22 protein-coding genes are annotated in these 24,756 nt (G+C 58.7%); 9 read left to right on the top strand and 13 right to left on the bottom strand.

The window, feature by feature from the left end; genetic code table 11:
- Nucleotides 1-11: 11 nt before the first annotated feature.
- A complete protein-coding gene (locus CTT34_RS04235; protein ID WP_159341319.1) occupies nucleotides 12-884 on the bottom strand; it encodes a LysR substrate-binding domain-containing protein in 873 nt (290 codons plus the stop codon).
- Between the two features lie 140 nt (nucleotides 885-1,024).
- Here CTT34_RS04235 and CTT34_RS04230 point away from each other — a divergent pair, with 140 nt between their 5' ends.
- Nucleotides 1,025-1,903 (top strand): DMT family transporter, encoded by an 879-nt coding sequence (locus tag CTT34_RS04230; RefSeq protein ID WP_159341318.1) that lies wholly within the window; start codon nucleotides 1,025-1,027, stop codon nucleotides 1,901-1,903.
- Here the strand turns inward: CTT34_RS04230 and CTT34_RS04225 are convergent.
- The 3 genes from CTT34_RS04225 to CTT34_RS04215 all read right to left on the bottom strand — a co-directional run bounded on the left by CTT34_RS04225 (nucleotide 1,886) and on the right by CTT34_RS04215 (nucleotide 4,850).
- Nucleotides 1,886-2,365, bottom strand: a complete 480-nt coding sequence (locus CTT34_RS04225) for an NUDIX domain-containing protein (protein ID WP_159341317.1) — start codon at nucleotides 2,363-2,365, stop codon at nucleotides 1,886-1,888. The genes CTT34_RS04230 and CTT34_RS04225 overlap by 18 nt on opposite strands.
- A 140-nt stretch (nucleotides 2,366-2,505) precedes the next feature.
- Nucleotides 2,506-3,291, bottom strand: coding sequence for an RsiV family protein (locus tag CTT34_RS04220; protein ID WP_159341316.1), 786 nt, complete (start codon nucleotides 3,289-3,291; stop codon nucleotides 2,506-2,508).
- A gap of 116 nt (nucleotides 3,292-3,407) precedes the next feature.
- Entirely contained in the window at nucleotides 3,408-4,850 is a 1,443-nt protein-coding gene (locus CTT34_RS04215; RefSeq protein WP_159341315.1) for a hypothetical protein, read from the bottom strand.
- Between the two features lie 332 nt (nucleotides 4,851-5,182).
- Between CTT34_RS04215 and CTT34_RS04210 the strand changes: the two genes are divergently transcribed.
- From CTT34_RS04210 to CTT34_RS04200, 3 genes are all read left to right on the top strand, one after another.
- Nucleotides 5,183-5,575: a septal ring lytic transglycosylase RlpA family protein gene (locus CTT34_RS04210; RefSeq protein WP_167520871.1), complete on the top strand. Its 393-nt coding sequence runs from the start codon at nucleotides 5,183-5,185 to the stop codon at nucleotides 5,573-5,575.
- A 187-nt stretch (nucleotides 5,576-5,762) separates the two neighbouring features.
- Nucleotides 5,763-6,764 carry an NADP-dependent oxidoreductase gene (locus CTT34_RS04205; protein WP_159341314.1) on the top strand — a complete coding sequence of 334 codons (1,002 nt, stop codon included), beginning with the start codon at nucleotides 5,763-5,765 and terminating at the stop codon, nucleotides 6,762-6,764.
- A gap of 276 nt (nucleotides 6,765-7,040) precedes the next feature.
- A complete protein-coding gene (locus tag CTT34_RS04200; protein ID WP_159341313.1) occupies nucleotides 7,041-9,605 on the top strand; it encodes a glucose/quinate/shikimate family membrane-bound PQQ-dependent dehydrogenase in 2,565 nt (854 codons plus the stop codon).
- 223 nt (nucleotides 9,606-9,828) lie between these two features.
- Here CTT34_RS04200 and CTT34_RS04195 read toward each other — a convergent pair whose 3' ends face one another.
- Nucleotides 9,829-11,871, bottom strand: coding sequence for a TonB-dependent receptor family protein (locus CTT34_RS04195; protein ID WP_159341312.1), 2,043 nt, complete (start codon nucleotides 11,869-11,871; stop codon nucleotides 9,829-9,831).
- Nucleotides 11,872-12,057: 186 nt separating this feature from the next.
- On the opposite strand from CTT34_RS04195, the gene CTT34_RS04190 reads away from it, so the two are divergent.
- The gene (locus CTT34_RS04190) at nucleotides 12,058-12,231 is read left to right on the top strand and encodes a YqaE/Pmp3 family membrane protein (RefSeq protein WP_044629799.1); all 174 of its coding nucleotides are present in this window, start codon (nucleotides 12,058-12,060) and stop codon (nucleotides 12,229-12,231) included.
- Nucleotides 12,232-12,319: 88 nt separating this feature from the next.
- Here the strand turns inward: CTT34_RS04190 and CTT34_RS04185 are convergent, their stop codons facing one another.
- Nucleotides 12,320-12,796: a nucleoside deaminase gene (locus CTT34_RS04185; protein ID WP_159341311.1), complete on the bottom strand. Its 477-nt coding sequence runs from the start codon at nucleotides 12,794-12,796 to the stop codon at nucleotides 12,320-12,322.
- Between the two features lie 27 nt (nucleotides 12,797-12,823).
- A complete protein-coding gene (locus CTT34_RS04180) occupies nucleotides 12,824-14,089 on the bottom strand; it encodes a dicarboxylate/amino acid:cation symporter (RefSeq protein WP_159341310.1) in 1,266 nt (421 codons plus the stop codon).
- 188 nt (nucleotides 14,090-14,277) lie between these two features.
- Between CTT34_RS04180 and CTT34_RS04175 the strand changes: the two genes are divergently transcribed.
- Both CTT34_RS04175 and CTT34_RS04170 read left to right on the top strand, forming a co-directional pair.
- Nucleotides 14,278-14,493 carry a TIGR02450 family Trp-rich protein gene (locus CTT34_RS04175; protein ID WP_159341309.1) on the top strand — a complete coding sequence of 72 codons (216 nt, stop codon included), beginning with the start codon at nucleotides 14,278-14,280 and terminating at the stop codon, nucleotides 14,491-14,493.
- Nucleotides 14,494-14,711: 218 nt separating this feature from the next.
- On the top strand, nucleotides 14,712-14,918 hold the full coding sequence (locus tag CTT34_RS04170; RefSeq protein WP_009095703.1) for a cold-shock protein: 207 nt from the start codon (nucleotides 14,712-14,714) through the stop codon (nucleotides 14,916-14,918).
- A 107-nt stretch (nucleotides 14,919-15,025) separates the two neighbouring features.
- On the opposite strand, the gene CTT34_RS04165 is transcribed toward CTT34_RS04170, so the two are convergent.
- Both CTT34_RS04165 and CTT34_RS04160 read right to left on the bottom strand, forming a co-directional pair.
- Nucleotides 15,026-15,880: a putative RNA methyltransferase gene (locus tag CTT34_RS04165; protein ID WP_159343710.1), complete on the bottom strand. Its 855-nt coding sequence runs from the start codon at nucleotides 15,878-15,880 to the stop codon at nucleotides 15,026-15,028.
- Entirely contained in the window at nucleotides 15,880-16,650 is a 771-nt protein-coding gene (locus CTT34_RS04160) for a helix-turn-helix domain-containing protein (RefSeq protein WP_159341308.1), read from the bottom strand. The genes CTT34_RS04165 and CTT34_RS04160 overlap by 1 nt, the downstream gene beginning before the upstream one ends.
- A 134-nt stretch (nucleotides 16,651-16,784) precedes the next feature.
- On the opposite strand from CTT34_RS04160, the gene CTT34_RS04155 reads away from it, so the two are divergent.
- Together CTT34_RS04155 and CTT34_RS04150 are read left to right on the top strand one after the other, a co-directional pair.
- The gene (locus CTT34_RS04155; protein WP_159341307.1) at nucleotides 16,785-20,255 is read left to right on the top strand and encodes an acyl-[ACP]--phospholipid O-acyltransferase; all 3,471 of its coding nucleotides are present in this window, start codon (nucleotides 16,785-16,787) and stop codon (nucleotides 20,253-20,255) included.
- Between the two features lie 47 nt (nucleotides 20,256-20,302).
- A complete protein-coding gene (locus CTT34_RS04150; RefSeq protein ID WP_159341306.1) occupies nucleotides 20,303-20,641 on the top strand; it encodes a DUF952 domain-containing protein in 339 nt (112 codons plus the stop codon).
- Between the two features lie 35 nt (nucleotides 20,642-20,676).
- On the opposite strand, the gene CTT34_RS04145 is transcribed toward CTT34_RS04150, so the two are convergent.
- The 4 genes from CTT34_RS04145 to CTT34_RS04130 form a co-directional block, all read right to left on the bottom strand.
- A complete protein-coding gene (locus tag CTT34_RS04145) occupies nucleotides 20,677-21,426 on the bottom strand; it encodes an RES family NAD+ phosphorylase (RefSeq protein WP_159341305.1) in 750 nt (249 codons plus the stop codon).
- Nucleotides 21,423-21,794 (bottom strand): MbcA/ParS/Xre antitoxin family protein, encoded by a 372-nt coding sequence (locus CTT34_RS04140; protein ID WP_159341304.1) that lies wholly within the window; start codon nucleotides 21,792-21,794, stop codon nucleotides 21,423-21,425. Before CTT34_RS04140 ends, CTT34_RS04145 begins: the two co-directional genes overlap by 4 nt.
- A 75-nt stretch (nucleotides 21,795-21,869) precedes the next feature.
- Nucleotides 21,870-23,666, bottom strand: a complete 1,797-nt coding sequence (locus tag CTT34_RS04135) for a mechanosensitive ion channel family protein (protein WP_159341303.1) — start codon at nucleotides 23,664-23,666, stop codon at nucleotides 21,870-21,872.
- Between the two features lie 141 nt (nucleotides 23,667-23,807).
- Entirely contained in the window at nucleotides 23,808-24,755 is a 948-nt protein-coding gene (locus tag CTT34_RS04130; RefSeq protein ID WP_159341302.1) for a pirin family protein, read from the bottom strand.
- Between the last annotated feature and the right edge of the window lies 1 nt (nucleotide 24,756).

The raw sequence follows: 24,756 nt of genomic DNA, 5'->3' as shown, positions 1-24,756 counted from the left end.
AGCGGTTTACCTTATAACGCTTCGCTGGCAGCCGCTAGCTGTTCGCGTATCAATTCACCCAACCGCCGTGCGGGCTCGGATGGACGGTGCGGGGCGCGGTGCAGGGCAAGCTCGATCATCGGCAGTGCAGGCAACCCGCTGCTCTCATCCAGCGGGCGCAGCGTAGGCGTGAGCATACTGCGAGTCACGACGACCACGGCCAAGCCCGCCGTCACGATCGGCGCTAGCCCCGCCATGGATTGGCTCGTATAGGCCACTCTCCAATCTCGCCCGGCGGCTTGCAGCGCCTGCTCGGCCACTTCGCGAAATACATCCGCGCCTGGGGTGTAAAGCGCCAGTGGAATAGGGTCACTCAAGGAGGGCTGCTGGTGTACTCCTACCGCCCACACCAGCGGCTCACGGCGAATGACATCGCCCCCGGGGGAGTGCCGCTGGCGCGTCACCAGCGCCAAATCCAGCGCCGAGGCTTTCACTTGTTCGACCAAGTGGGCGCTGGTGCCGCACTGAACCGTCAGCCCTACGGCGGGGTAAAGCTGGTGAAAGTACGCAAACACCGACGGCAGCAGTGAGGCGTAATCCTCAGGAATGCCCAGCGTAAGATCGCCAGTAATCTGGCGGGCCTGCATATCGCTCCAGGCCTCGTCGTTGAGCGCCAGCAGCCGTCGTGCATGAGCCAGTAAACGCTCGCCCTCTGCGGTAAAGCGCAGCCGCCGCCCTTCCCGTTCGTGCAGGCTTACCGCGAGCTGAGCCTCCAACCGCTGCAGCTGCATGCTCACCGTCGACTGCGTATAGGCCAGCCGTTTTGCCGCCGCCGTCACGCTGCCGGTGTCCGCAATGGCTACCAGCGTCCTCAATAGCGTCAAGTCAAACGTGGGTGCCCGCATACATCACCATTGTTGATGATATCGATCATAAAAGATCGTTATCTTGATGGGTAAGTGATGAGTATGCTGCGCGGCATGGGATCCTTTCAAGACGGGGTCCCTTGACGGCTTGAATCATCGACGGCTTTAGGAGACGCATCATGCCCCCCCTTCACTCCCCGGTAGCGGTATCCTCAACATACAGCGTGTGTGCCGCCTTGCTGGCGGTGACGTTATGGAGCATGGCACCGCTGCTGGCCGAACTCGCCAATGCCACGGCCCCCTTACAGCTCACCGCCCTCACGCTGCTAGCAGGCGCGCTGGCCACGCTGCCGCTCAGCCGTCGTGTTTCTATGCCCACCTGTTCGCTGGGCTGGCAGCTGAGCGTCTGGCTGGGTATCCCGCTGCTGATCGTAGGCGCCGTCAGCAGCTATTTCATTGGTATGCGTCTCGCCCCCGCCGCCGAAGCGGCGTTGATTACCTATACATGGCCGGTGCTGTTCGTGCTGCTGAGCCAGTGGAGCCGCTGGGGACGGTTGCAGTGGGCAAGCGTGGCCGGCGCGCTGATCGCTTTTTCGGGCGCGGCGATATTACTGCTGCCCCAAGCGCTCAGCGGGGGAGTTGGCGGTTCGGCTTCCGGCTATGGCTTGGCGCTGCTGGCGGCCTGCTGCTGGGCACTCTATTCATGGCTAGGTCAAGCGGCCCCTATCTCGCTCACGCCGCTGCTGCCGCGCTTATTGTTGATTGCTTGTGCACTCACCTGTATCGCTAGCGTTTGGCTGGAGGGTGACGTGGCGCTGCCCCGCGGCGAAGCGCTCGTGGCAGGCATCGCGCTAGGCTTGGGGCCTTACGGCATCGCCATGGTGGCGTGGGACAAAGCGCTGCGATTCGGTCACGCCAGCCTCGTGGGCAGCTTGGCGTATGGCGTGCCTATCTTGGCAGCGTTGCTACTCGTCCTGGCAGGCATGAGCGTATTCGACTGGCGGCTACCTACGGCCGCCCTGCTGGTGGTCGTTGGGTGCTTAAAGGCGGGCCGCTGAGGTGGGCATCATCATCTCGCTAAACAGCACGCTGGCCAGCAGCTCTGGCAACCAGGACGGCGAAAAGGTGTCACTCTCGCTGCTCTGCATTTCCGAGAGTGGCCACCACGCGTAGCAGGGCGTGGCGTCACGGCCATCGTCCAGCATCAGCCTGCCCTGGGCGTTGTCGTGGGTGTCAAGCTGGGTATCAGGACAGCGCACCAAGAAAAAGCGCTCTTCACCGGTTTGGCCCGCTTTCGCGGTGTGGGCACGCTGGCGAAGTAGCGGCCCCAAGGGGCAGGTAAGCCCGGCCTCCTCGAAGAGCAAACGGATTGCCGCCGCCGGGTAATCTTCATCGTGAGCCAGCGCGCTGCCGAGTAGCGTCCAGTGGGGAGGCGATGCCTCGCGTTTGAGCAGCAAGCGGCCCTGCGTATCGACCACCAGTAGCTGCACTTGCCGAGCGGCTTGCGTATCGAGTGTCATAAGCGATCCATGCCTATTGGTCTTCGTGGGAACAATAAAAAAGCAGCTCCCCCACACGTCTCGTGTCGGCGAGCTGCTTTTCAGCGTAGTCGATAACCGGCGATTTGTTTTACGCCATTAGGAGCAATCGCAGAGCTAGTTTATTGGCCCAGGTAACGCGGCTTGGCCACGCCTTTCAGCGCCTCAAGGGGGAGCGTGAGGGTTGGCTGGCCCGCCGCATAGGGCGCAATGTCATAAACGTTGTAGGTCACTTCCCAGCGGTCCTCCAGCGGCGCAATGTTGCGGCTTTTACTCAGCGGCCACTGGGCTGCAAACTGCGCATCAAAGCCCATCTCAGTGATCCAGCGCTGATGCGCGTCAGCCAAAAGGGTATCGAAAGCGGCCTCCTGCCCGTCCACCAGCATGTCCTCGGGCTCGACGATGCGCCGCTCGCGCTCATCGATGACCATGTATTCGGTCAACGGAAGCCCATGCGCTTGGCCGGCATGATACACATAGCTATTGAGTTCGATGACCAACAGGTCGTGATGACGTGCGTACACCGTGGCTTCCAATAGCGCTTCGCTGGTCATGTCACCAGGCGCGGCTTGGTTGTCCTCTTCAGCCAGACTCAGGAAGCGCTCGGCGTACGCGTCCCAGCTCTCGGCAGGGGCAGCCGTCTCGTCGCTGATCGCCATGCCTAGGGTGAGCAAGCGGGTTTGTAGGGCCTCGCTTAACGCAGGCGCCTGGGGAAATGCCAGCGCTGAGATAGTCACCGTCGAACACTGCTCCCCTTGGCATCCCGGGGCCACGTACTGTTTTTCCACGGCCAGCGAGGCCAATGCAAACGGCTCTGAGGGCGATGTATCAGCGGCCAAACAGCCGCCCAAGAGAAGCGCTCCGGCGAGCGATAGACCCACTCCTAGCGTTTTGAACGTGCGTAGCATCTTAACCTCCTTGTGAATCACTCACCCTATGAGGCGGGCTGATCATCGTAGAACGGCAACGCCCCTGCAGAGCGGCAGGGGCGTTGTTGAAAACGAACCGATACTTCGCGGTGGCTTTAGGTGTCCGGCTGCATTTCGGTGGGTTCTGCGCTCACCGCTAGTTCGAACATACCGCTGCCGCTGGCGCTAAAACCGCGTGCGCTCACGGTATAGGTGCCGGGCAGTAGCGCCTGCTCTAAACGGGCGTTGGTACCACCGCCGCTGTCGTCGTCAGTATAGGACACGCCTTCGCCGTACAGTTCAAGATACGTATCGAAGTCGTTAGAGCTCATGCTCAGCGTGACGAGCGAGCTTTCCTCTATCGTGAGCTGATAGGTCAGAGCCTCGCCGCTGTACCAGCCGTTGAGCGTTTCATCGGGAGTGAGCGCGCCTTCGTTGCGTAACTCGACATCGTTCGGCAGATCACGCGGCTCGATGGCGAGGGTGAACAGCCCGCTGTCAGTGCCGTAGGCGGTACGGGCCGTGAGTTGGTAAGTACCCGGCGCGAGAAAATCGGCAATGCGCGCATTCAACTCACCCGCACTGTCATCATCTTCACGGTAATAACCGTTAGGGCCCTCGAGTACCAAGTAAGCGTCCACATCGCTGGAGCTCATATCGATTTGGTACATGCCCGCTTGGTCGATCTCTAAGTCATACGTGACGTCTTGCCCGCTGTACCAGCCGCTCAGCGTCTCGTTGGGGGTGACGGTGCCATCGTTACGCAGCTCGCCATTCCCCGGCAGCTCATGGGGCTCGGCCGTCAGGGTGAACAGGCCACTGCCATCACCAAAGGCAGAGCGGGCAGTCAACGTGTACTCACCGGGGGCAAGAAAATCGGCAATGCGCGCATTCAACTCACCCGCGCTGTCGTCATCTTCGCGGTAGTAATCGTTCGGGCCTTCCAATTCTAGGTACGCATCGAACTCATCGGCACGCATTTCGATCTGGTACATGCCTGCTTCTTCGATGGTTAGCGTGATCTCACGTTCGGTGGTATCGAGCCAGCTATCGATGGGCGTACCCACCGTCATGGTATCGGCATCGCTCAGCTCAATAGTGCGGCTGTTGACGTTGAAAGGCCCATAGCTATGCGCGTCGGCACCGCTGATCACCACGATGTAATCGCCGTTCTCTTCGATGCGGTGGCGTACCGTGTCTGCGTTGGCCAACAGTTGAAGCTGGTCGTCATACAGGGCGACGGTGCCCTGCAGCGCCCCGCTCAACGACACCTCCACTAGCGCCTCTTCGTCCAACGTGATGGCATAACGGGTAAAGCGGCTGCCATCTTTACCGTTGAGCTCGCTCGCGGAGGTGATCTCGCCACGCGCACGCTCGCCCAAGGTGAGGTACTCCAGGCCCTGCAGGGCCGCAGGCGTCGTGTCCTGCTCGGCCGTCGTTTCTGCGTCGGGCGCTTCTGCAGGAGGGGCCAGGTTTGGCAACGTTTGCGCGGCAAAGTAGCCAACGGCAACGCCGCCCACCGCCACAATCAACAGAGTGAGAGAAGAAGTCTTAGCCATGGGTGCATCCTTGTTCATTGGCGAGGGTGGGTGACGCCATAGAGAGCATCGTGAACGATGGGAAATTATAAGGTGCTTAACGAGTTAAAGTGAGCGTTTGATGAAAAATAGTGCATCGCCCACGCGTCTTCATTAATTCACTTCATTGACGCTGCTTAAGCCACTGAATCTCAAGGGCATAGCGCCGTTGAACAAAAAGCAGAATTATGGAGCTAATTGCGTCGATCTTCTTAAAGCTTGCCGACCTCCAGAGGGCAAGCTACTATCCATACGCCTATCGGCACCTCGTCAACGAATGCGGAGTCCGCTTTACGAACCACTGAGGTACTCCTATGGGAGACTATCTACGTACGATCCGAACGAGCGGTTTTGCTGTTTTATTGCTATTGCTCTTTGTCAATCAAGCAGTTGCCAGTCAAGCCGTAACGACCACAGAGTTACAAGAAGGGGTGGCTTCTTTTTACAGCGACCGCTTTCAAGGGGCCACCACCGCTAGTGGCGAGCCCTTCGACCAGCAGGCACTGACCGCAGCGCACCCTAGCCTGCCCTTCGGTACCAAAGTGCTGGTCACCCGCCCAGATACCGGGCAAGAAGTGGAAGTACTGATCAATGATCGCGGTCCGTTCGTCAAAGGACGCATCATCGACCTTTCCAAGCGAGCAGCGCGGGCACTCGGTATGATTCGCCGAGGGACGGCCCCCGTGATGATCACTCTGGTAGATTAACGGATAACACACCCGCAAGCGTGTGATACCCCTTAAACGATCAGCGTTGCCCCAGGGCAACCCCTGCTGAGCAAAGCGGCCCGTTCGGGCCGTTTTTTTTGGTGTGAACGTATGGCGAACTTGCAAGCGTGCTAATGGTCTCTACCCTGCAAGGAACGTTACGTTTACTTCAATGCAGGAGGCAGCCATGCAATCTCGTTTTTATACCCTCACCGACTACCCGACCGGCTTACCCAAGCGCGAGCTATTCTCCCTGGAGAGCCAAGCGTTACCCGAGTTAGAAGAAGGCGAAGTGCGTATTCGCAACCACTGGCTCTCGGTCGACCCTTACATGCGTGGTCGTATGAGCGGCGTGCACACCTACGTCGCCCCCTTCGAGCTTGGCAAGCCCATGGAGGGCGGTGCGATTGGTGAAGTCATCGCCTCGAACCACTCCAGCTTGAAAGTAGGCGATAAGGTGAGCCATATGGGCGGCTGGCGCGATGTCGCACAGTTGCCGGGGGACAGCGTGACGGCTCTTCCCGACACGAACGTGCCCGACCAAGCCTACCTAGGGGTGCTCGGCATGCCCGGCATGACCGCCTGGACAGGCCTCAACCTGATCGCCGAGTGCAAACCGGGCGATAATGTCCTCGTCAGTGCTGCCAGCGGCGCAGTGGGCTCCTTAGCCGTACAGCTAGCAAAAGCGAAAGGCTGCCACGTGGTGGGCATCGCGGGCGCTGCCCATAAGCTTGCTTGGTTGGAATCCCTCGGCGTCGAGCCGGTCAGCTACCGTGACCGCAGCGCGCAAGAGTTAAGCGATGCCATCAAGCTCGCCAGCCCCAACGGCATCGACGTCTATTTTGAGAACGTAGGCGGTATCTGCCTCGAAGCGGCGCTCAGCCAGCTCAACGAGGGAGCGCGCATTGCCGTCTGCGGCATGATCGACAGCTACAACGCCGAAGCGCCCACGCCGGGGCCAAATAACCTCTCGCAGCTCGTGGTTCGTAAGGCCAAAATGCAAGGGTTCATCGTGGCCGATCACTGGTCCAGCTACCGCTACTTTTTGAACGAGGTCGCGCCGCAGGTCGCCGATGGCAAGCTGGACTACAAAGAGACCGTTAAAGAGGGACTCGACAATACGCCCGATGCCTTCCTGGCGCTCTTTGAGGGGGGCAACACCGGTAAAATGCTGGTTAAGCTGAACTGATACGCCCTCCCCCCAGGCAGGTTACGCTAGGTTAAATCTACCTATCATCGCTTCCCCTCCCTTCTAGCCGCGCTATGTTGAGTAGTGCGGCTTTTGGCATTGGTATCGATTAGCCAGCAAAGTATTAGACCAAAAGCGAATTGATTATTAAAATCACAGCTAATCAATGTGTGTTTTAACCCATCGGCCCTGCCGATGGGTTAGGGCACGTTGTGGAGCCGCCGCAGACCTTGTCGGTTAAGCGGCATCAACTCGTTGTTAAGAGGGGTTTACCTCATGGATGAACACACGCGTGCTCGCGGCAAATGGCCAGCCTTGGTGCTGGGTTTGCTGCTGGCGTTAGCTGGCATTGCACTTGCCGTAGGTGGCGGCCAACTGCTCATGCTAGGCGGTAGCGCCTACTACTTGATCGCTGGGGCGGGCTTAGTAGTGGCCGGGCTGCTGCTGGCCTTGCGCAAAGGGGCGGCACTTTGGCTGTACGCCCTCATTTTGTTCGCCACTCTGGTGTGGGCACTTTGGGAAGTCGGGCTGGATTGGTGGCAACTGGTACCTAGGGTCGCCATTCCCTGTCTCATCGGCATCATCATGCTGCTGCCGTGGTGGCGCAAACCGCTTAACTCGCGGGGTGGCAGCTTGGCGCTCATGGCCAGTATTGGCGCGGCGATCATCGTTGCTATTGCCAGCCAGTTTAGCTACCCAGGCACGGTGGAAGGCACCATCGAGTCCGCCAATAGCACCGAGGCCGTCAACCCAGCCCAGGTCGCGGGCGACGACTGGCCTGCCTACGGCGGTACCAATGCCGGCACCCACTACTCGTCACTCGACCAAATCACGCCCGAGAACGTTGGTGAATTGGAAGAAGTGTGGCGCATCCAAACCGGCGATGAACCCGGCCCCAACGCCCCGCCGGAAATTACCAACCAGAACACGCCACTGAAAGTCAACGACAGCCTGTATATCTGCACGTCGCATAGTCGTGCCATGGCGCTGTCACCGGAAACCGGCGAAACCCTCTGGGAGTTTGACCCCAATATCAGCACTATGGGCGCAGACGACTTCTCCGGTTGGGCCCACATGACCTGCCGCGGCCTCGCCTACTACGATGCGTCTAACTACGAAGCCTCGAACGACGACGCTGACAACACCGACAGCAGCGCTAACGATGGCACGACGCCTGCGGAAGACGGCACGGCCACTCCTCGCGTGCTGTTTGATGACGGCAGCCAGTTCGACCTGGACCTGGCCTTCCTGCTCTTCATCAGCGGCCTAGGCGACAGCCCGGCGCTGGCATCCGATGAAGGTGACACTTCTGAGATGATTAGCGCCACGGACGTAATGTGCCCGCGCAGGCTCTACTTACCCACTGCCGATGCCCGCCTGATTGCGCTGAATGCCGATACCGGCGAGCGCTGCGAAAGCTTTGGCAACAACGGCGAAGTGGATCTCACCAATAACATTGGCGAGTTCTCCCCTGGCGGCTACTACTCCACCTCTCCGGCCACGGTGACGGAAGACTTGGTCATTTTGGGCGGCCACGTCACCGACAACAGCTCTATCGACGAGCCGTCCGGCGTGATTCGTGCCTTCGACGTGCATACCGGCGAGCTGGTGTGGAACTGGGACAGCGGCAACCCAGACGACACCGCCCCACTCGAAGAGGGAGAAACCTATACCCGCGGCTCTCCCAACGTGTGGGCACCGATCAGCGTCGATGAAGAATTGGGGCTCGTGTATCTGCCCATGGGCAATGCTACCCCGGATCAGTACGGCGCTGACCGCTCTGAAAACGATGAAACCTACAGCGCAGGGCTCGTAGCGCTGAATTTGGACGACGGCCAAGTGGCCTGGGTCTACCAGTTCGTTCACCACGACCTGTGGGACATGGACACCCCGGCTCAGCCGGTTCTGATCGACCTAGCAACTGAGAACGGCACCCAGCCCGCCGTCATTCAGCCCACCAAGCAGGGCAGCCTCTACGTGCTCAACCGGGAAACCGGCGAGCCCATCGTGCCGATCGAAGAAGTGCCCGCACCGCAGGGGGCCATTGAAGGCGACTGGACCGCAGAAACGCAGCCACGCTCGGCACTGAACCTGCTGCCACCGCCGCTCACCGAGCGGGATATGTGGGGCGCGTCACCGTTCGATCAGATGATGTGCCGCATCCAGTTCCGCTCGCTGCGCTACGAAGGCCAATACACGCCGCCCTCCTTGGAAGGCAGCATCGTTTACCCGGGTAACGTGGGGGTAATGAATTGGGGTGGCGTTGCGGTCGATCCTGAGCGCCAGGCGCTGTTTACCGGCGCGAAGTACCTTGCGTTCGTGTCTACGCTGGTGCCCCGTGACCAAGTCGAAGAGGGCCAAGGCTCCGCCAGCGAGCAGGGCCTACAGCCCAACGAAGGCGCTCCCTATGCGGTAGAACTAGGGCCGCTGCTTTCCGTGTTGGGCTTACCCTGCCAAGCGCCATCCTGGGGCGATGTGGCCGGTATCGACCTGCAGGATGCAGAAGTCGTGTGGAAACATCGCAACGGTACCACCCGCGACAGCATGCCCTTTGGCCTGCCGATTGGGTTGAACGTGGGCGTGCCCGCGCTGGGCGGCCCGCTGACCACTGCTGGCGGCGTCTCATTCCTCAGCGGCACGCTGGACCAGTACCTGCGCGGCTACGACATCACCACGGGTGAAGAGCTCTACAAAGCGCGCTTACCCGCCGGTGGTCAGGCCACGCCGATGACCTATACCGGCGCCGACGGCCGACAGTACGTGGTGGTGACAGCCGGTGGTCACGGCACCTTTGGCACCAAGATGGGTGACTACGTGATTGGCTACGCGTTACCGGAGTAACTGCTAGCTCTACGGAGTCAGCTAGATAGAAAACGGGCGGCCATTGGCCGCCCGTTGTCATTAAGGTCATTCACGCACTTAAGGTGAGACGATCTGAGTAGCCCGTAGCGGGGGTCTTTCGCCATGGATGGCGAAAGTAGCGTCCAAGGAGGGATTCACAGCGCCCCCGCCTAGGGTTACTCAGATCGTAGGCACACCAAGCGATAACATCGATTTTTTCTGATTAAAAACTCAACTCTACGCCACCATAAACGCTGCGCCCTGGAGCGGGTTCATAAAAGCGCCCAAAGGTGCCGTTCAAGCGCACATTGGAGTAGTGCTCTTCATCCAGCAGATTTCGCAGGCCCACATAAGCGCTTAGCCGAGTCTGTTGGCTTAGCTGCCAGCCGCCTCCCACCCTCAGGTTCACCAGCCAGTAGCTATCCACCTCCGTCTCGTTGGCATTATCGGCCACCAAGTCACCGACATATTCGGTCTCCAGCGTGGCAAAGCGCTCGTCGAGGTTCTCCCACGTTAGCTGGTTCACCCAGGTTTGTTCCGGCAGGCCGGGAATGCGGTTGCCATCGAAGCGTTCAGAAGGAGTGGCAAACTCGTCGAACTCGTAGCGCGCCAGGGTCAGCGCACTGTCCAAACGCCACTGGTCGGCCAACTGCCACCCCAGCGCCAGCTCGACACCATCACGGTTGGTATCCCCGGCGTTCTGGTAGAACGTGCGGCCGCCTTCATCGTAGGGCACCAGCTCATCGTGCACACGGACGGAGAAGAGCGCGACATCGTAATCCAGCGCCAGCGGCTCGATGTAACCACGCAGCCCCACTTCACGGTTCCAGGCTTTTTGCGGCTCTACGCTGGGGTTGAAGCCACCGCCAGCGGGGTTGGCAAACTCAGAGAACGTCGGCGTCTCGAAGGCCGTGCCGGTATTGATATACGCTTGGTGCTGCGGGCGATAGCGGTAGCTCAGCCCGGCAGAGCCGCTCCACTCGTTGAAGGTGCGCTGGCCGCTCTGGTCACCGTCGGCAGCAAAATCGTCGTCGACATCGAGGTCTACACGGTCAAACCGCGCGCCCAGCGACAGCGTCAGCGGCTCCGACAGCGCTAGATCTCCCTGAGCAAACACGCCAGTGGAGGTCGCAGTTTGGGTTTCATCGGCGAGGGGCTCGCCCACCACCCCTTGGGGATTCACATCGTTGCGGAAGCGGTCATCTTCCTGGCGAGCGGCATCCACCCCAACGATGTAATTCAGCGGCAGGTTGCCTAGCGTTACCTCGTGGTGATATTCAGCGCTAGCGCCCATGTAATCGCGCTGATAGCCCAGGCGGCTGCTGCCCACGAACGGTAGCTGTTGCTCAAAATCCCGCTGAGCGATAAAGCCTTTCAGGTACAGTTCGCCCTCCCCTGCGGACAAATCCTCGTATTGAAGGCCAATCAACTGTTGGTCGACGGTTTGACCGGCATCCAGCGCCAGCGAGTTCGGTGCGGCTTGGTCGCGCCCTTCGGCCACCTCGCGGGCGTTGAGCGCGCCGGGGTCTTCCGAACGCGGGTTGTCCAGCAAGTTGATGATGGCAGTGAGTGCCCGTTCGCTGCCCAACTCACGGCGCAGCTTGGCATTGAGCAGATACTTCTCGGTGGAACTCTGCTCCCGGTAGCCATCTACGTTCAGCGCAGTGAGGCTGATATGGTGCGACCAATCCCCCTGCACGCCGCCATTTTGCAGCGCCATTTTCTGGTAGCCATCGCTACCGGCGCCCATGCGCAGCCGAGTGCCGGGGTTGTCGCGTCCATCGGCGGTGGTAATGTCGATCACGCCACCCGCCGCGTTGCCGTAGAGCACCGAGGACGGCCCGCGAATGACCTCAATGCGCTCAGCGCTATCCAAATCAATCGCATCTAGCTGGGCCTGCCCATCCGGCAGCGTGTAGGGAATGCCGTCCACCATTACCGTAATGCCTCGCACCCCAAACGGCGCACGGGCACCAAAGCCGCGAATCGAAATACGCTGCCCCTGGGCAAAATTATCGCGGTTCTGCAGGAAAACGCCCGGCACCCGGTTGAGCGACTCATCCAAACGCACCCGCTGCTGGCCTTGGGCAATGGCGTCTTGCTCTATCGTCGAGACCGCAGCAGGCGTGGCGTAAAGCTCTCGCGCCAAGCGCGGTGCGCTGACTTCTACAGTGGGCAGCACGGCTTCTGTATCGGTTTGTGCCCATACGGGGGCGGCAAAAGCGGTGCTGAGCAATAGCAGTGAAGGGGGGAGATAGCGTGTCATGGCATCCTTTCCAATGAAAAAGTCCAGTGAATTATCCGTGAGCGTTCAACGTCATGACGCCCGACGGGGAACGACCCCGTAAAATGATGGTCGTAAGATGAACCGGCTCATTAGCCAAGTGTAGGGAATCGTTCTACACTGGCGGCTGGGCAACATTATACTAACGGTGTAAGCAAAGGAGGCTACATGGCGTTTACCGCGACTGACCCGATCAAGATGATTTTTGCGGTTATCTTTCCCCCGCTAGGGGTGTTTTTTGAGGTCGGTTTCAAAGGACACTTTTGGCTCAATATCCTGCTGACGCTCTTTGGCTTCATTCCAGGCATCATTCACGCCTTTTACGTCATATTGAAGCACTAGCCTCTCTCATTGCGTGATCAGTTTAACAAACGCCGCCTTGCATTGCGCAAGGCGGCGTTTTCGTTTAACTCTGGTTGAAACGGCGTAGCTACTTGCCGTGCAGGCGTCGATGCAACGCGTGTACTTGCTCGTCCAACCCAGGTACCGGGCCATCTACCTCAAGCCCTGGCACCACGTCGTTGATCGGTAGCGTAGCCACTGGCGGCGGTGCTACGCCCCACTCTGCCAACCACTGCCCTAGCTGCTTGGTCGAGCTGACGTAAACGATCCGCCCCAGCCCTACCCAGCCATGGGCCGCCGCACACATGGGGCAGTGCTCACCCGAGGTATACACCGTGGCGGCCGCACGCGCTTCTGGTGATAGGTGATTGGCTGCCCAGCGGGCTAACGCAAACTCAGGGTGCTGCGTGGCGTCGCCTCCGGCAATACGGTTGCGGTCTTCCGCCAGTATCTCGCCCTGGGCGCTGACTAATACGCTGCCAAAGGGTTCATCACCGGCATTGAGCGCCTCTTCGGCCAGCGCCACGGCGCGTTCCAGGTAGCGGTACTCATGATCGTGAATCATGGCTTCCTCCTATCGCTCCAACGCAAATCAAGCGTTCTCCACCGCGTGGCCGCCTTCTTCATCAGGCGCTTCAGCCAGCGTATGCCCTTCACTTCGGGCAATCACGGTCGTGCCGACCAAGTCTCCCGTGACATTCAGCGCCGTTGCCCCCATGCCTACCAGGGCATCAATGGCGGTGAGTAGCGCCACGGTTTCGATGGGCAGGCCTACTTGGGCAAACACGGTGGCGATCATGATGATGCCCGCCCCCGGCACCCCGGCCGTGCCTACCGTGACCAGCGTGCCGATCAGCACGATCTGCACCATGCTCATCAAGTCCAGAGGCGCGCCAATCACGTTGGCGGCAAACACCGCTGAAATGGCAATACGGATCGCGGCACCGTCCATATTGAGCGTTGCTCCCAGGGGCAGGCTAAAGCCATAAATGCTTTTCGGGATGCCCAACCGCTGCGCAGCATTGATCGTGATGGGCAGCGTACCGGAGCTGCTTTGCGTGGCGAAGGCAGTGGCCATCGGCGTTCGCGCCTCACCAAAAAAGCTGCGTAATTTCACGCCAAACAGCAGCATCACCGCGCAGTAGATCAACAGCTGTGCGCCGAGCGCGATGTACAGCACCATCACCATGTCACCCAGCGAAAGAAGCGTTTCCATCCCCTGCTGACTCACCGTTTCAGCAACGATGGCAAAGACGCCAATGGGCACGAAATGCAGCACCCCCGACATCACTTTCAGGGTGACCTCGTTTAATCCTTCGATAACTTGATAAAGCTGCTCGCCAAGCGCGTGCTGCTGCTCGGATTGGCGCATTTTCAACAGCGCAATCCCGAACACCAGCGCGGTAAAGATGATGCCCAGCATATTGAGTTCGGCAAAGGCGGCCACGATATTGCCCGGCACGATATTGAGCAGCGCATCGACCACGCCTGGGTTGTCTGGCACTGAAAAACTCGCGCTGTCGCTGAGCGTCATGCCGCTGCCCGGGCTGAACAGCGTGGCAACGGACAGCCCCACCGTAATGGCCAGCGCCGAAGAGCCTAAGTAGTAAAGGAACACCTTGCCGCCCACGCGGCCGGCACTGCCTTCCCGTGATTGGTTCACCCCCACCATGAGAGTGAACAGCACGATCGGGACGATCAGAAACGTCAGTAGCCGAAGCAGCAAATCCCCCAAGGGAGCTAGCCACACGGCCACCTCGTCACCGCCCACGATGCCCACCAGCACGCCCAGTACCAGCGCAACGGTGACGCGGAGGATGAGCGATGCTTGAAGATAGCGCTTCCAGAGATATGTCATTGAATGTCCTGTCGATGTAAATCCGTGGAACCAACCATGGCATGAAACATCACTATTGGTTACCGAAACAGAGGGAGCGTCGGGTGAGCCCTCTCACGCCAATGAAATAGCTTAACACGCCCTTTATGACGACTATCATAGGCCCCCTTCGCCAACGTTGCCGCTCTGCTTACCTAACTGGAGTCTCGATGAATAACATCAACCCTAACAAGCTACACCACAGCAAATGGACAGCCGTAACGCCACGCCATAAGGAGAAGCACTTCATCGTGACGCAACTGCTCCGCGATGAAGAGGAGAACGTCGTGGATGTCGTGCTCGAAGCGGTTCACTCCCACCGAGAGAGCACGCTGCCATGGCAAGCGCTCAAAGATGACAGCCTTTGGAAAATGGGCTGGAAGTAATCCGTGGCCGGCGGGCAGTCAGAAAATAAACGCGAAAGGCTTTGACCTAGCCCCAGAAGCATGACACTGTAGCGTCAGTTGGTTAGCAAGCAGCATGGTTTCAGAAGCGTACGATCTTTTTCGGCAGCCTGATATTGTATTCCTTGTTTCACCCGCTACTTCATCTGGGTAATACCAGGAATTTTATTACGGCGCATTAGCGCGAAAGGATCTACACAATGGCAACTGGCACAGTTAAATGGTTTAACGACACTAAAGGCTTCGGTTTCATCGCTCCTTCTGACGGCGGCGACGACCTGTTTGCACACTTCTCTGAAATTCAGTCTGACGGCTTCAAAACCCTTCAGGAAGGCGCTAACGTCTCTTTCGACGTTACCCAGGGTAAAAAAGGCCTTCAGGCTTCTAACATCAAGCAAATCTCCTAAGTCCTATCGTCCTCGATAGCACTGAAAAATTTGCTAGAACCCTCACCCATCAGGTGAACGGTTCAAACAGAAAGGCCCGCCTCGGCGGGCCTTTCTGCGTTTGGGTATTAAATCCTCTCCCATACGATCAGCTGAGCATCAATAGTCAGCGTGAGCTGCTCCAAGTTAGCTGCTCGCTCGCGCCCCTCCGCACTGGCGCGATATAAATGCGGTGTCATGGTCAGTAGATCACCGATAGCCTCCGCTCCTTCCAGCGCGATAGAGTAGCGGATTTGCTCCAAGGCGAGGTGCTTAAAACCATCCGGCACATCAGGCGCTCTCTCACGCGCAGGCTTTAGGGTGGGATAAATAATTTCCCGTAGCTCGCGCAGGTGCTCCGGCCCCGCTTCTACTTGCAGCAACTGCCCGCCCGGCTTAAGCACACGTGCAAACTCGCTATACACCGGAAAGCCAAACATACACAGCACGCTATCCAGCGTTGCCGACTGCACCGGCAATTGGGCGTTACTGCCCACGACCCAACGGCTTATGGGAGCCCGCTTATCGTCTTGCTTCGCCGCCGACTGCACTGCCCACTTCGAGATATCCAGCCCCATCAGTGACAGCGCCTGCAACTCGGGCATGTATTGGGCCAGTTGGCGCAGGTAGTAACCCTCGCCACAGCCTGCATCCAGGCAGCTGTACGTGTCTGGCTGCTCACAGTGGCGCATCACCGCCTGGCTAAGCGCCTTTGCAATGGACGCATAGTCACCCGCCGCCAAAAAGCGCTGGCGTGCGGCCACCATGGCTTTGCTGTCACCAGGGTCGGTGGAGCGTTTCTGCTGTACAGGTAGCAGGTTGATATAGCCCTGTTTCGCCACATCGAAACTGTGGTTTGAGGCACACCGCCACGTGCCGCCTTCCAAATGGAGCGGTTCGCCGTCTAACGGGCAGGCCAGGGCCTGAAAAGGGGTACGATGGATCACAAAGAAGTCTCGTTGGGGCGTTTGTTGGGCATGGAAGCGCGGGACACGTCTTTAAACAGCGTGGATTGCCACTGGCGAACCGCCAGCACCGAGGTGGTGCCGAAGCGCTGATGAAGGGGCAGGCTGCTTTCCCGTTCGCATAGGGAGTGAAACTCGTTCGCCAGGCGCTGCATGATTTGCTGCCATTCGGCGCTGCCTGCCTGGGAAAGCAGGCCATTCAACACCATGAGCTTTTCGGTGTCGCTATCAAAGCGCGACTGGAAAAACTCGGTGGCAATATGCTGCTGGAAAAACTGCTGAATCGGCCCGCCAGGACGCCAGCGGAAATTAGCCGCCACGCGCTGGCGAATACGATTACCCGGCAAAAGTTCGATCAGCTTTAACTGCTCAAGCGTGATCAGATGGCGAATACACTGCGCCTCGCTCAGCCGATACTGGTGGTGAATCTCTTCGAAGCGGTAGCCGTTAATCACGCACACCGCGACCAAAAACAACTCGCGGTCATCGACGATACGCTGCTCTTGCGCTCGGGTCAGCTCCTGCACCCGCTGCTCGTCGGCCTGCATGGCGCTGATCAATTCGGCGAATTCCAGGTTAAGCTGGTCGCAAATCACCTCTAGGCGCTCTAAGGTAACGTGCTTATTGGCGAATAGCCGCTTCACCGAGGCTTCGCTAAGCCCAAGCCAGCGGGCCACATCGGCATACGTGTAGCCTTGGGCGCGCAGTTGGCGCTTCAGCGTATCGACCAGCGCACTTGTTTGGCTCACAGGGCCTCCGACGCTTAAAAGTAGCGTATAACGATACCGGAAAGCCTATATAACTCAACTTGAACGGTGAGCGTTGCAACACTCACCCCGTTTGCCGACAGTGCGTTAACTTTCGGCGACTAAGGCGACACACCATGCAACCTTTGCTGCGCATCGCGGGCGCTTGGCCCTACTTGATGGCCATCTTTCTCAATGCCTTCGTAGATCTCGGGCACAAAATCGTCATTCAGAATACGATTTTCAAAAGCTACGATGGCGCGACCCAGGTCGTGCTTACCGCCCTAGTGAATGGGCTGATTCTGCTGCCGTTTATTCTCCTCTTCAGCCCAGCAGGCCATATTGCCGACAGCACTCCCAAAGTACGTGTGCTAAGGCTCTCCGCCTGGGCGGCGGTGGCGGTATCGCTGGGGATCACGGCCGCTTATTATCAAGGCTGGTTCTGGCTCGCTTTTGCGATGACGCTGCTGCTGGCTATTCAGTCTGCATTCTACTCACCCGCCAAGTACGGCCTAGTGAAAGGGCTGTTTGGTAAACCCCGGCTAGCCGAAGCCAACGGGCTAGTGCAGGCGGTTACCATTGGCGCGATCTTGGCCGGCACGGTGGCGTTTACCGCCCTGTTTGAACACTGGGTCACCCCCAGCGCCAGCACGCCAAGCGACCTGCTGCGCCATATCGCCCCGCTGGGCTGGCTACTGGTGCTTAACAGCGGCCTTCAGGTCGTCGCCCTTTATCGGCTCCCACTGGATGAAGCACAGCCTGCGGCTACCCCGCTCACCTGGGCACGCTACCGCAGCGGCACTGCGTTAAAAGAGAATCTACGCATTCTTGCCCGCCAGCCGGTACTGCGGCTCTCCATCATTGGGCTGGCGACGTTCTGGTCGGTGGGGCAAGTGCTGCTAGCCGCTTTTCCCGCCTATGCCAAAGAGGCGCTCAGCATTGAGAACACGCTGGTGCTGCAAGCCATTCTCGCCGCCAGCGGTATCGGTATTGCTCTCGGCTCGCTGTTAGCCAGCAAGCTCTCCCGCAACCGTATTGAAACCGGGTTAATTCCGCTGGGTGCTGTCGGTGTCGCCGTCGGACTTTGGTGCCTTCCTCTCCTCACCACGCCCACCAGCCAAGCGCTCAACTTTGTGTTCATCGGCATGATGGGCGGGCTATTTATCGTGCCGCTCAACGCATTGATCCAGTTTCATGCGGCGGATCACGAGCTAGGCACCGTGCTGGCCGCCAATAACTGGATCCAAAACCTGTCGATGCTGGGCTTTTTGGTGCTCACTGCGCTGTTCGCGCTGGCGGGGGTAGATAGCCACTACCTGCTGCTGTTAGTCGCCAGCGTGGCGATGGTGGGCGGTGGCTACACCATTTTCAAACTGCCCCAAAGCTTAGTGCGCTTCATTCTCAGCTTCCTGCTTACCCGCCGTTACCGCGTAGACGTTCACGGGCTAGAAAACCTGCCCGCCCAAGGCGGCGTGCTGCTGCTGGGCAACCACATTAGCTGGGTAGACTGGGCGATGGTGCAAATTGCCAGCCCGCGCCCGGTAAGATTCGTGATGCTGAAAAACATCTACCAGCGCTGGTACCTACGCTGGTTCTTTAAAGCGCTGGGCTGCATTCCCATTGAGCGCGGCGCTGGGGCCGAAAACGCGCTGGCCGCCGTGGCCGAGCAGCTCAACGCAGGGGAAGTGGTTTGCCTGTTTCCCGAAGGAGCGATTAGCCGCAACGGCCAGCTGGGCGAGCTACGCCGAGGCTACGAGCGCGCCTGCAAACACGCCCACCCAGACGTGCGCATCGTGCCTTTTTACCTGCGTGGCCTGTGGGGCAGCCAATTCTCCCGCTCGTCTAGCAAACTCAAGGAGCTACGCAATGCGCCGCTGCACCGCTCTGTGGTAGTTGCCTTTGGCAAACCGCTGCCCAAAGACACCCCCGCCGACGTACTCAAACGGCGCATTTTCGAGCAGGCGACCCACTCGTGGCAACACGCCATGGAGGAGCTGCCTTCGCTACCTGAGGCCTGGATCAACAGTGTCAAACGCAGCCCAAGCGCCCCAGCGCTGGCCGACACCTTGAACCGCCCACTCAACGCAGGCCAAGCGCTCACCGCTAGCCTGCTGCTCGCCAAGCGTTTTCGCCACCGCAGCCTCAACGAATCGACGCTTGGCCTTCTGCTGCCTACCAGCACTGCTGGGGTAATGGCCAATATGGCCACACTGCTCGCAGGTAAAACGCTGGTGAACTTGAACTACACCGCCAGCCAAGATGCCCTTGCCTCTGCGCTGCAGCAAGCCGATATTCGCACCGTCGTCACCTCGCGCCGCTTTGTGGAAAAGCTGAGCCAACGGGGACTGGCAGTGGAATCGCTGCTGGAAGGCAAGCAGGTGATCTATTTGGAAGATCTACAGGCGGGTATCTCCCGGTTTGAGCGCGTCACTACGTTTCTTGCCGTGCGCCTGCTGCCCGCTTGGTTGTTACAAGCGCTGTTCTGCTATGGACGGGATGCGGACGCCACGGCGGCCATTCTGTTCTCCAGCGGCAGCGAAGGCCAGCCCAAGGGCGTGATGCTGAGCCACCGCAACCTGATGGCGAATATCAAACAGACCTCCGACGTACTCAATACCCAGCACGACGATGTGGTCATGGCTTCTCTGCCGCTCTTTCACGCGTTCGGCTTTACCGTCACCCAGTTACTGCCATTGATCGAAGGGCTGCCGCTGGTCAGTCACGCCGACCCCACCGATGCCCCAGGTGTTGCCAATGCGGTCGCCAAGCATAAAGCCACCATTATGTTCGGCACCTCCAGCATGCTGCGCCTGTTCAACCGTAGCCCAAAGGTACAGCCCGCCATGTTGGCAAGCCTACGTGTTGTGGTGGCCGGTGCTGAGAAACTGGATGAAAGCGTACGTGAAGGATTTGCGCAAAAATTCGGTAAGGCGATTTATGAAGGCTACGGCGCGACAGAAACCGCCCCCGTGGCGGCCGTCAACCTACCCGACGCCGTCGGCGTTCACTACCAGCAGGTTCAAAAAGGCAATAAGCCCGGCACCGTGGGTATGCCGCTCCCCGGCACCAGCATTAAGGTCGTCGATCCTGAGCGCTGCGAGGAGCTACCCACCAACGAGCCCGGCATGATTGTGATTAGCGGGCCGCAGGTGATGCAGGGCTATCTCAACGACCCCCAGCGCACCGAACAGGCCCTCAAAAGCTTCGACGGCCAGCGCTGGTACGTTACCGGCGATAAAGGGTTTATCGATGAAGATGGCTTTTTAACACTGATCGACCGCTACGCCCGTTTTGCCAAAATCGGCGGCGAAATGGTCAGCCTCAGCGCCGTCGAAGCCGCGGTCAGAACGGTCGTCGACGACTCCGACATACCGCTGATGGCCGTCAGCCTGCCCGATGCAAACAAAGGCGAGCGCATCGTCCTACTGAGCGAAGCAGCGCTGGACGCCAAAACGCTCAAAACCGCCCTGCGCAGCCACGGCACGCCCGCGTTAATGATTCCCAGCGACTGGCTCACCGTGAAAGTGATACCTCGTCTAGGGTCAGGAAAAGCAGACTTTGCTGGCGCGAAACGGCTTGCCGAAGCGCAGTTTAATAGCACAACCTAAGAAGCAGGCTAACCTAAGCAAGAGTACTTAACGTATTAGGAGTGTTTATGCCTCTATTCAGAGTAGTAAGTCGCACTACCTGGGATCAAACGCAGCAGCAGGGCTTTGTCCCCCGCTGCGGGAATGACCACAAAAACGATTGTGTACACCTGAATTTAGAAGAGGCGGTTTTATATACAGCCAACAAGTATTTCTCTCATGAAGAGGCGCCGTTGGTATTGGAAATAGACGAACCAGCGGTCAGCCACCGTTTGGAGTGGCTGCCTCCCAATGAGGAGCAGCCCTGGCAACGGCCAAGGGCACACATCGACAACTTACCGCAATCCGCCATCCTGTCAGCAAGGCCTTTGGCCTATCAGGCAGGATCATGGCACTGGCCAAGCTAGTGCTTTACCTGGATAAACAAGACGGGCAATACCCTTTACGCCGGAAACGGCAAACCGCCGCGATAGAGAAACTCACTCAGTTCAAAGGTCGTTACCCCAGCAGCATCTTTGCGCTTGAAGGAGACTTGATCGGCAGTCGTAACACAAAACCACGACTGCATATCGGCAGGCTGCTGTTGGGTGAGCGCGCTGGGTGTGAACAAACCTACACAGCTGCCGCCCGCAGGGTCTCTAGCTGACGCATATTCGAACGCTTCTACTCCTGCGGCTCGCATGGCGCTGCCTACTTGTTGGCAAGGGGCATACTCCACGGGATGCCTTAACACTGCTTGATGCTTGGCAAAAACTTCTGAGTTCAGTGTTACTCCCTTCGTAACGGCGTAGCCCACCGAAAATAGCGTGTGCTCTGAACGTAGAGAGTCCGCCGCTGGCGTGCCTTCCATTGAGTACCAAAACACCCAACGATAGTAGGCAGACTCAGCGAGAGTCGTCGGTATCGTTTGCCCACCGTAGAAGATGCTAGGCTCATGGACACGGCCAAACCGAGACCCCCATTTGAGGGGCGGATATCGAAAAGGCGTTTTTAACAGGTAGTGAAGGTCGCGCTCCTGCTTAGGATAGGGAGGCTTGGCCGTTTCGAGCAGTGCTTCCAATATTTCCTGCTCTTCTAACGTATCGACGTAGCTTAGGGTCGCGACTTGCTCCTGGCTCTCAACCAACCGATACAGCGTGCCGGAAATAGGCACGATATGGCTTGTGCCATCACAGCGTTCCCAAATGCTCACACCTTGCCCCGCATCCCATCAACGAATCTAAGGACTGCGAACAGCCCCTCTAGCCGTGTGACTTGTTCAGCAGGCACGCCCCCCGTGGCACGGTTGGGCGTGCGCATAAAGTGCTGAATCCATACTTGATCTCCTCCCGTCAAGGCGAACAGCGCTCGCGCTAAACGAATCAGCAGTAGCGCCAGCTCGCCTTGTTTAGAGTTTGGGTCAAGCTTCAAATTTTTCTTTAGCTGCGTAATGGTGGTGCGGTGTACCCCTAGCACGTCAGCTAACGCTGATTGCGATAACCCCAATTGCTCAGCAGCACGTAGCACCGCTTTCGCGAGTACCTGATCAGGCGTCGACCTAGATTGAGCAAGCGCAGGCATGCAGCACCTCTCGATGATGAATTCACATCAATTGTAGCGAAAAAGTTGCTAAATCACATTTATCGCCAGCGTTTTTTAGTCGGCTGCAGGCGCTTCGCCACCCTCACTTTGGTTATTCTCAGTGCTATTCCCAGGACTCTTTTCAGAACCACTGCTAACACCCTCGTTAGCGCTCGATGCGGAGCGTTTGCTCTGACTCTCCCCACGCGCAATATCATGATGGCTAATCACCACCACATCGCGTGGCCACCATTCCGGGTGTTCGTCGCGGATATAGGCCATTAACTTTTCACGCACGTTCATCTCAGCGGTCCAGCCTGCCATGGGGTCGGACGTCATTAAGTAGCAGGTGACCGTTTGTGCGTGTGCGGTTTGGCCGGTGACGTAACAGAGCAGCTTATGGTGCTCGATCACGCTATCCTCTTCTTTGGCAAACTCTAAAAACTTCTCGCGTACCTGGGAGATATCGGCACTCAGGTGCAGGGTTAGCTCCAGGAAGCGATACATCTTGGTGCTCTTCACCGAGAGGTTTTCAAACGGTTTGGACGTAAAGTACGTGACCGGCACGATCAACCGCCGCTCATCCCAGGAGCGTAGGCGGATGAAAGTGTAGAAAATCCCCTCCACATAGCACCACTGCCCTTCGAAGATCACTAAATCGCCAATGCGGATGGGCTTGGCCAGTGAGAGTTGGAACGACGACAGAATATTGCCCAGCACCGCCTGACCCGCGATACCGACCAGCACGGCCAACACACTGGCCGAGGCCAGAATGGAAAGCCCTAGAGATTCAAACAGCTGGATTTGCCCAAGCACATAGACCGACACCGACACGACGGTGATCAAGATAATCACTCGACGCAGGGCGTAGAGCGAGGTTAGCAGCCGGCGCTTGTCTTTGGGTTTGGTGTCGTCGATCTCCCCCACCAAGCGGCGGGTCATGCGCAGCATGATGGTATCGACCAGCCTCAGCGCAATGGTGCCTGCGCCCCAGGCCATGATCGCAATTAGCAACACCCTGAACGTCGTGGTGGCCACCGCTGAAAACGACACCACGTAATCGAGCAGCATTTGAGTGACCAGCGACATCGCGATGAGCGCCACCGGCACCCCGATCTGGTCGGCGAATATCGTCGATATACCGGAGGGCAGAATACGGGCGATCAGCCCCATCAGGTAATAGGTCGCGATGCCCACGATGCCAATGGTGATCAGAAAAACGGGGATAGCCAGCCACTCCCAAATTTTCAGCACGCCAAACGACGCTTTGAAACGTTCAGGAATGTAGCTCTCGAGCATGGAAGGGCCGTACTCTTCGTACAGTGTCGGAATCGATGACACGCTCTCTGGCATAATCAGCCAGATGGGGTCCTCTTCCCCCACGCGATAGCGCCCCAGCCGCACATCGTAGGCTTGGCCTTCCACCTGCAGCGCGGCTAACTCGATATTGCGTCGGGGTTGGCCCGCTAGTGGATTCTGGCCAGAAGGGTCCTCGATGGCGGCATCCTGGCGGCCCGGCAGGTTGGAGGCATTCAGCCACTCGCCACGGCGCAAGATCTCGGCAAGCTGTTTGGCCAACTCGGTCCCCCGCGTGGCCTGCTCGCTGGGGTCGATATCCGCCAAGTTCAACAAATGCGCCGCATCGGCGTAATTTTCCTCTTCGGTGAAATTCAAGAAGCTGCGGATGGTCTCCCGAGGCGACATGCGCTTTGCATCGTCGGGTACGTCATCCAACCCGGTGTTGATCGCATCCATGGTGAACCAACGCGAGTCGTCGCTCTCATCGCCTTGCGTTTGCGCCATCCCCACGCTGGAAAAAAGTAGCGTGACGGCCAGCACACACCAGACGGGCCATGAGCTTTGATTTTTCATACTTGCCTTATTTAGTGAAAGTGAGCCAATACGTCCATCCACCAACGGCTTGCGCCGCGTGCCCACTGTCATCAGTGGGCGATCCATGTCGATGGTTGGACAAAGTACAGACCACGTTCCCCCATCCGGCAAGCACGAAGGCTAACGCGATGGCTGACCAGGAAAGGGAATGAACTCGCGGTCATCGTCCGGAGGAAGCTTAAAACGCCCGTGTTCGAAGTCGCCCTCGATCCACGCTTGCTTGGCGGCGTCCAGTTTTTCACGCGAGGAGGCGACGAAATTCCACGAGATATAGCGCGGGCCATTGAGGGTTTCCCCTCCCAGCAGCATCAAACGTGCCCCCTGCTCCCCTGCCACCACGGTCATCGCATCGCCCGGCCGAAACACCATCATACGCCCAGCCTCGAACGTCTCACCGGCCACGAGAATTGCGCCGGAGGTCACATAAAGCCCGCGGTCTTCGTGATGATCCGGCAGTGGCAATTTCGCGCCTGGGGCAAGCACCGCGTCGGCGTAGAACATATCGGAGAAGGTCTCTACGGGAGAGCGCTCGCCCCAGGCCGTGCCCAGAATCAGGCGTACGTTTTTCCCTTCACCACTGAGCAGCGGCAGCGTCTCTTCACCGTGGTGGGCAAAGCTGGCGGGCTTGTCCTCATACGCCTCGGGCAGTGCCACCCAGGTTTGAATGCCAAACAGCGAGTGGTCGCGTTCGCGGGTGGTGGGGCTGGTCCGCTCAGAGTGGGTGACGCCATTACCCGCGACCATCCAATTCACCGCGCCAGGATAAATCATCTGGTTCGTTCCCAAGCTATCGCGGTGCTGGAACTCCCCTTGGTAAAGGTAGGTGACCGTTGCTAACCCAATGTGTGGGTGCGGCCGCACGTCGATGCCCTCTTCACGGAGGAATTCGGCCGGGCCCATCTGGTCGAAAAAGATGAACGGCCCCACCATTTGCCGTTTCGGAGCAGGCAACGCTCGGCGCACTGCAAAACCGCCAATGTCGCGAGCGCGAGGCACAATCAGCGTTTCGATGTCTTCCAAACGGCCAGCGGAGGGGCAGTTCGGCTCGATATCAGGCATCCAACTCATC

The sequence above is a fragment of the Halomonas meridiana genome (genome assembly GCF_009846525.1).
In the GTDB taxonomy this organism is placed as follows: Bacteria; Pseudomonadota; Gammaproteobacteria; order Pseudomonadales; family Halomonadaceae; genus Vreelandella.
The sequence above is the reverse complement of the archived record's forward strand: the minus strand, read 5'-3'. Positions and strand labels throughout refer to the sequence as shown.

Excerpts from the sequence above, each read along its gene's own strand:
- CTT34_RS04235 (WP_159341319.1), bottom strand. The coding sequence starts at position 884 with ATGCGGGCACCCACGTTTGACTTGACGCTATTGAGGACGCTGGTAGCC.
- CTT34_RS04230 (WP_159341318.1), top strand. The coding sequence starts at position 1,025 with ATGCCCCCCCTTCACTCCCCGGTAGCGGTATCCTCAACATACAGCGTG.
- CTT34_RS04225 (WP_159341317.1), bottom strand. The coding sequence starts at position 2,365 with ATGACACTCGATACGCAAGCCGCTCGGCAAGTGCAGCTACTGGTGGTC.
- CTT34_RS04220 (WP_159341316.1), bottom strand. The coding sequence starts at position 3,291 with ATGCTACGCACGTTCAAAACGCTAGGAGTGGGTCTATCGCTCGCCGGA.
- CTT34_RS04215 (WP_159341315.1), bottom strand. The coding sequence starts at position 4,850 with ATGGCTAAGACTTCTTCTCTCACTCTGTTGATTGTGGCGGTGGGCGGC.
- CTT34_RS04210 (WP_167520871.1), top strand. The coding sequence starts at position 5,183 with ATGGGAGACTATCTACGTACGATCCGAACGAGCGGTTTTGCTGTTTTA.
- CTT34_RS04205 (WP_159341314.1), top strand. The coding sequence starts at position 5,763 with ATGCAATCTCGTTTTTATACCCTCACCGACTACCCGACCGGCTTACCC.
- CTT34_RS04200 (WP_159341313.1), top strand. The coding sequence starts at position 7,041 with ATGGATGAACACACGCGTGCTCGCGGCAAATGGCCAGCCTTGGTGCTG.
- CTT34_RS04195 (WP_159341312.1), bottom strand. The coding sequence starts at position 11,871 with ATGACACGCTATCTCCCCCCTTCACTGCTATTGCTCAGCACCGCTTTT.
- CTT34_RS04190 (WP_044629799.1), top strand. The coding sequence starts at position 12,058 with ATGGCGTTTACCGCGACTGACCCGATCAAGATGATTTTTGCGGTTATC.
- CTT34_RS04185 (WP_159341311.1), bottom strand. The coding sequence starts at position 12,796 with ATGATTCACGATCATGAGTACCGCTACCTGGAACGCGCCGTGGCGCTG.
- CTT34_RS04180 (WP_159341310.1), bottom strand. The coding sequence starts at position 14,089 with ATGACATATCTCTGGAAGCGCTATCTTCAAGCATCGCTCATCCTCCGC.
- CTT34_RS04175 (WP_159341309.1), top strand. The coding sequence starts at position 14,278 with ATGAATAACATCAACCCTAACAAGCTACACCACAGCAAATGGACAGCC.
- CTT34_RS04170 (WP_009095703.1), top strand. The coding sequence starts at position 14,712 with ATGGCAACTGGCACAGTTAAATGGTTTAACGACACTAAAGGCTTCGGT.
- CTT34_RS04155 (WP_159341307.1), top strand. The coding sequence starts at position 16,785 with ATGCAACCTTTGCTGCGCATCGCGGGCGCTTGGCCCTACTTGATGGCC.
- CTT34_RS04150 (WP_159341306.1), top strand. The coding sequence starts at position 20,303 with ATGCCTCTATTCAGAGTAGTAAGTCGCACTACCTGGGATCAAACGCAG.
- CTT34_RS04140 (WP_159341304.1), bottom strand. The coding sequence starts at position 21,794 with ATGCCTGCGCTTGCTCAATCTAGGTCGACGCCTGATCAGGTACTCGCG.
- CTT34_RS04135 (WP_159341303.1), bottom strand. The coding sequence starts at position 23,666 with ATGAAAAATCAAAGCTCATGGCCCGTCTGGTGTGTGCTGGCCGTCACG.
- CTT34_RS04130 (WP_159341302.1), bottom strand. The coding sequence starts at position 24,755 with ATGAGTTGGATGCCTGATATCGAGCCGAACTGCCCCTCCGCTGGCCGT.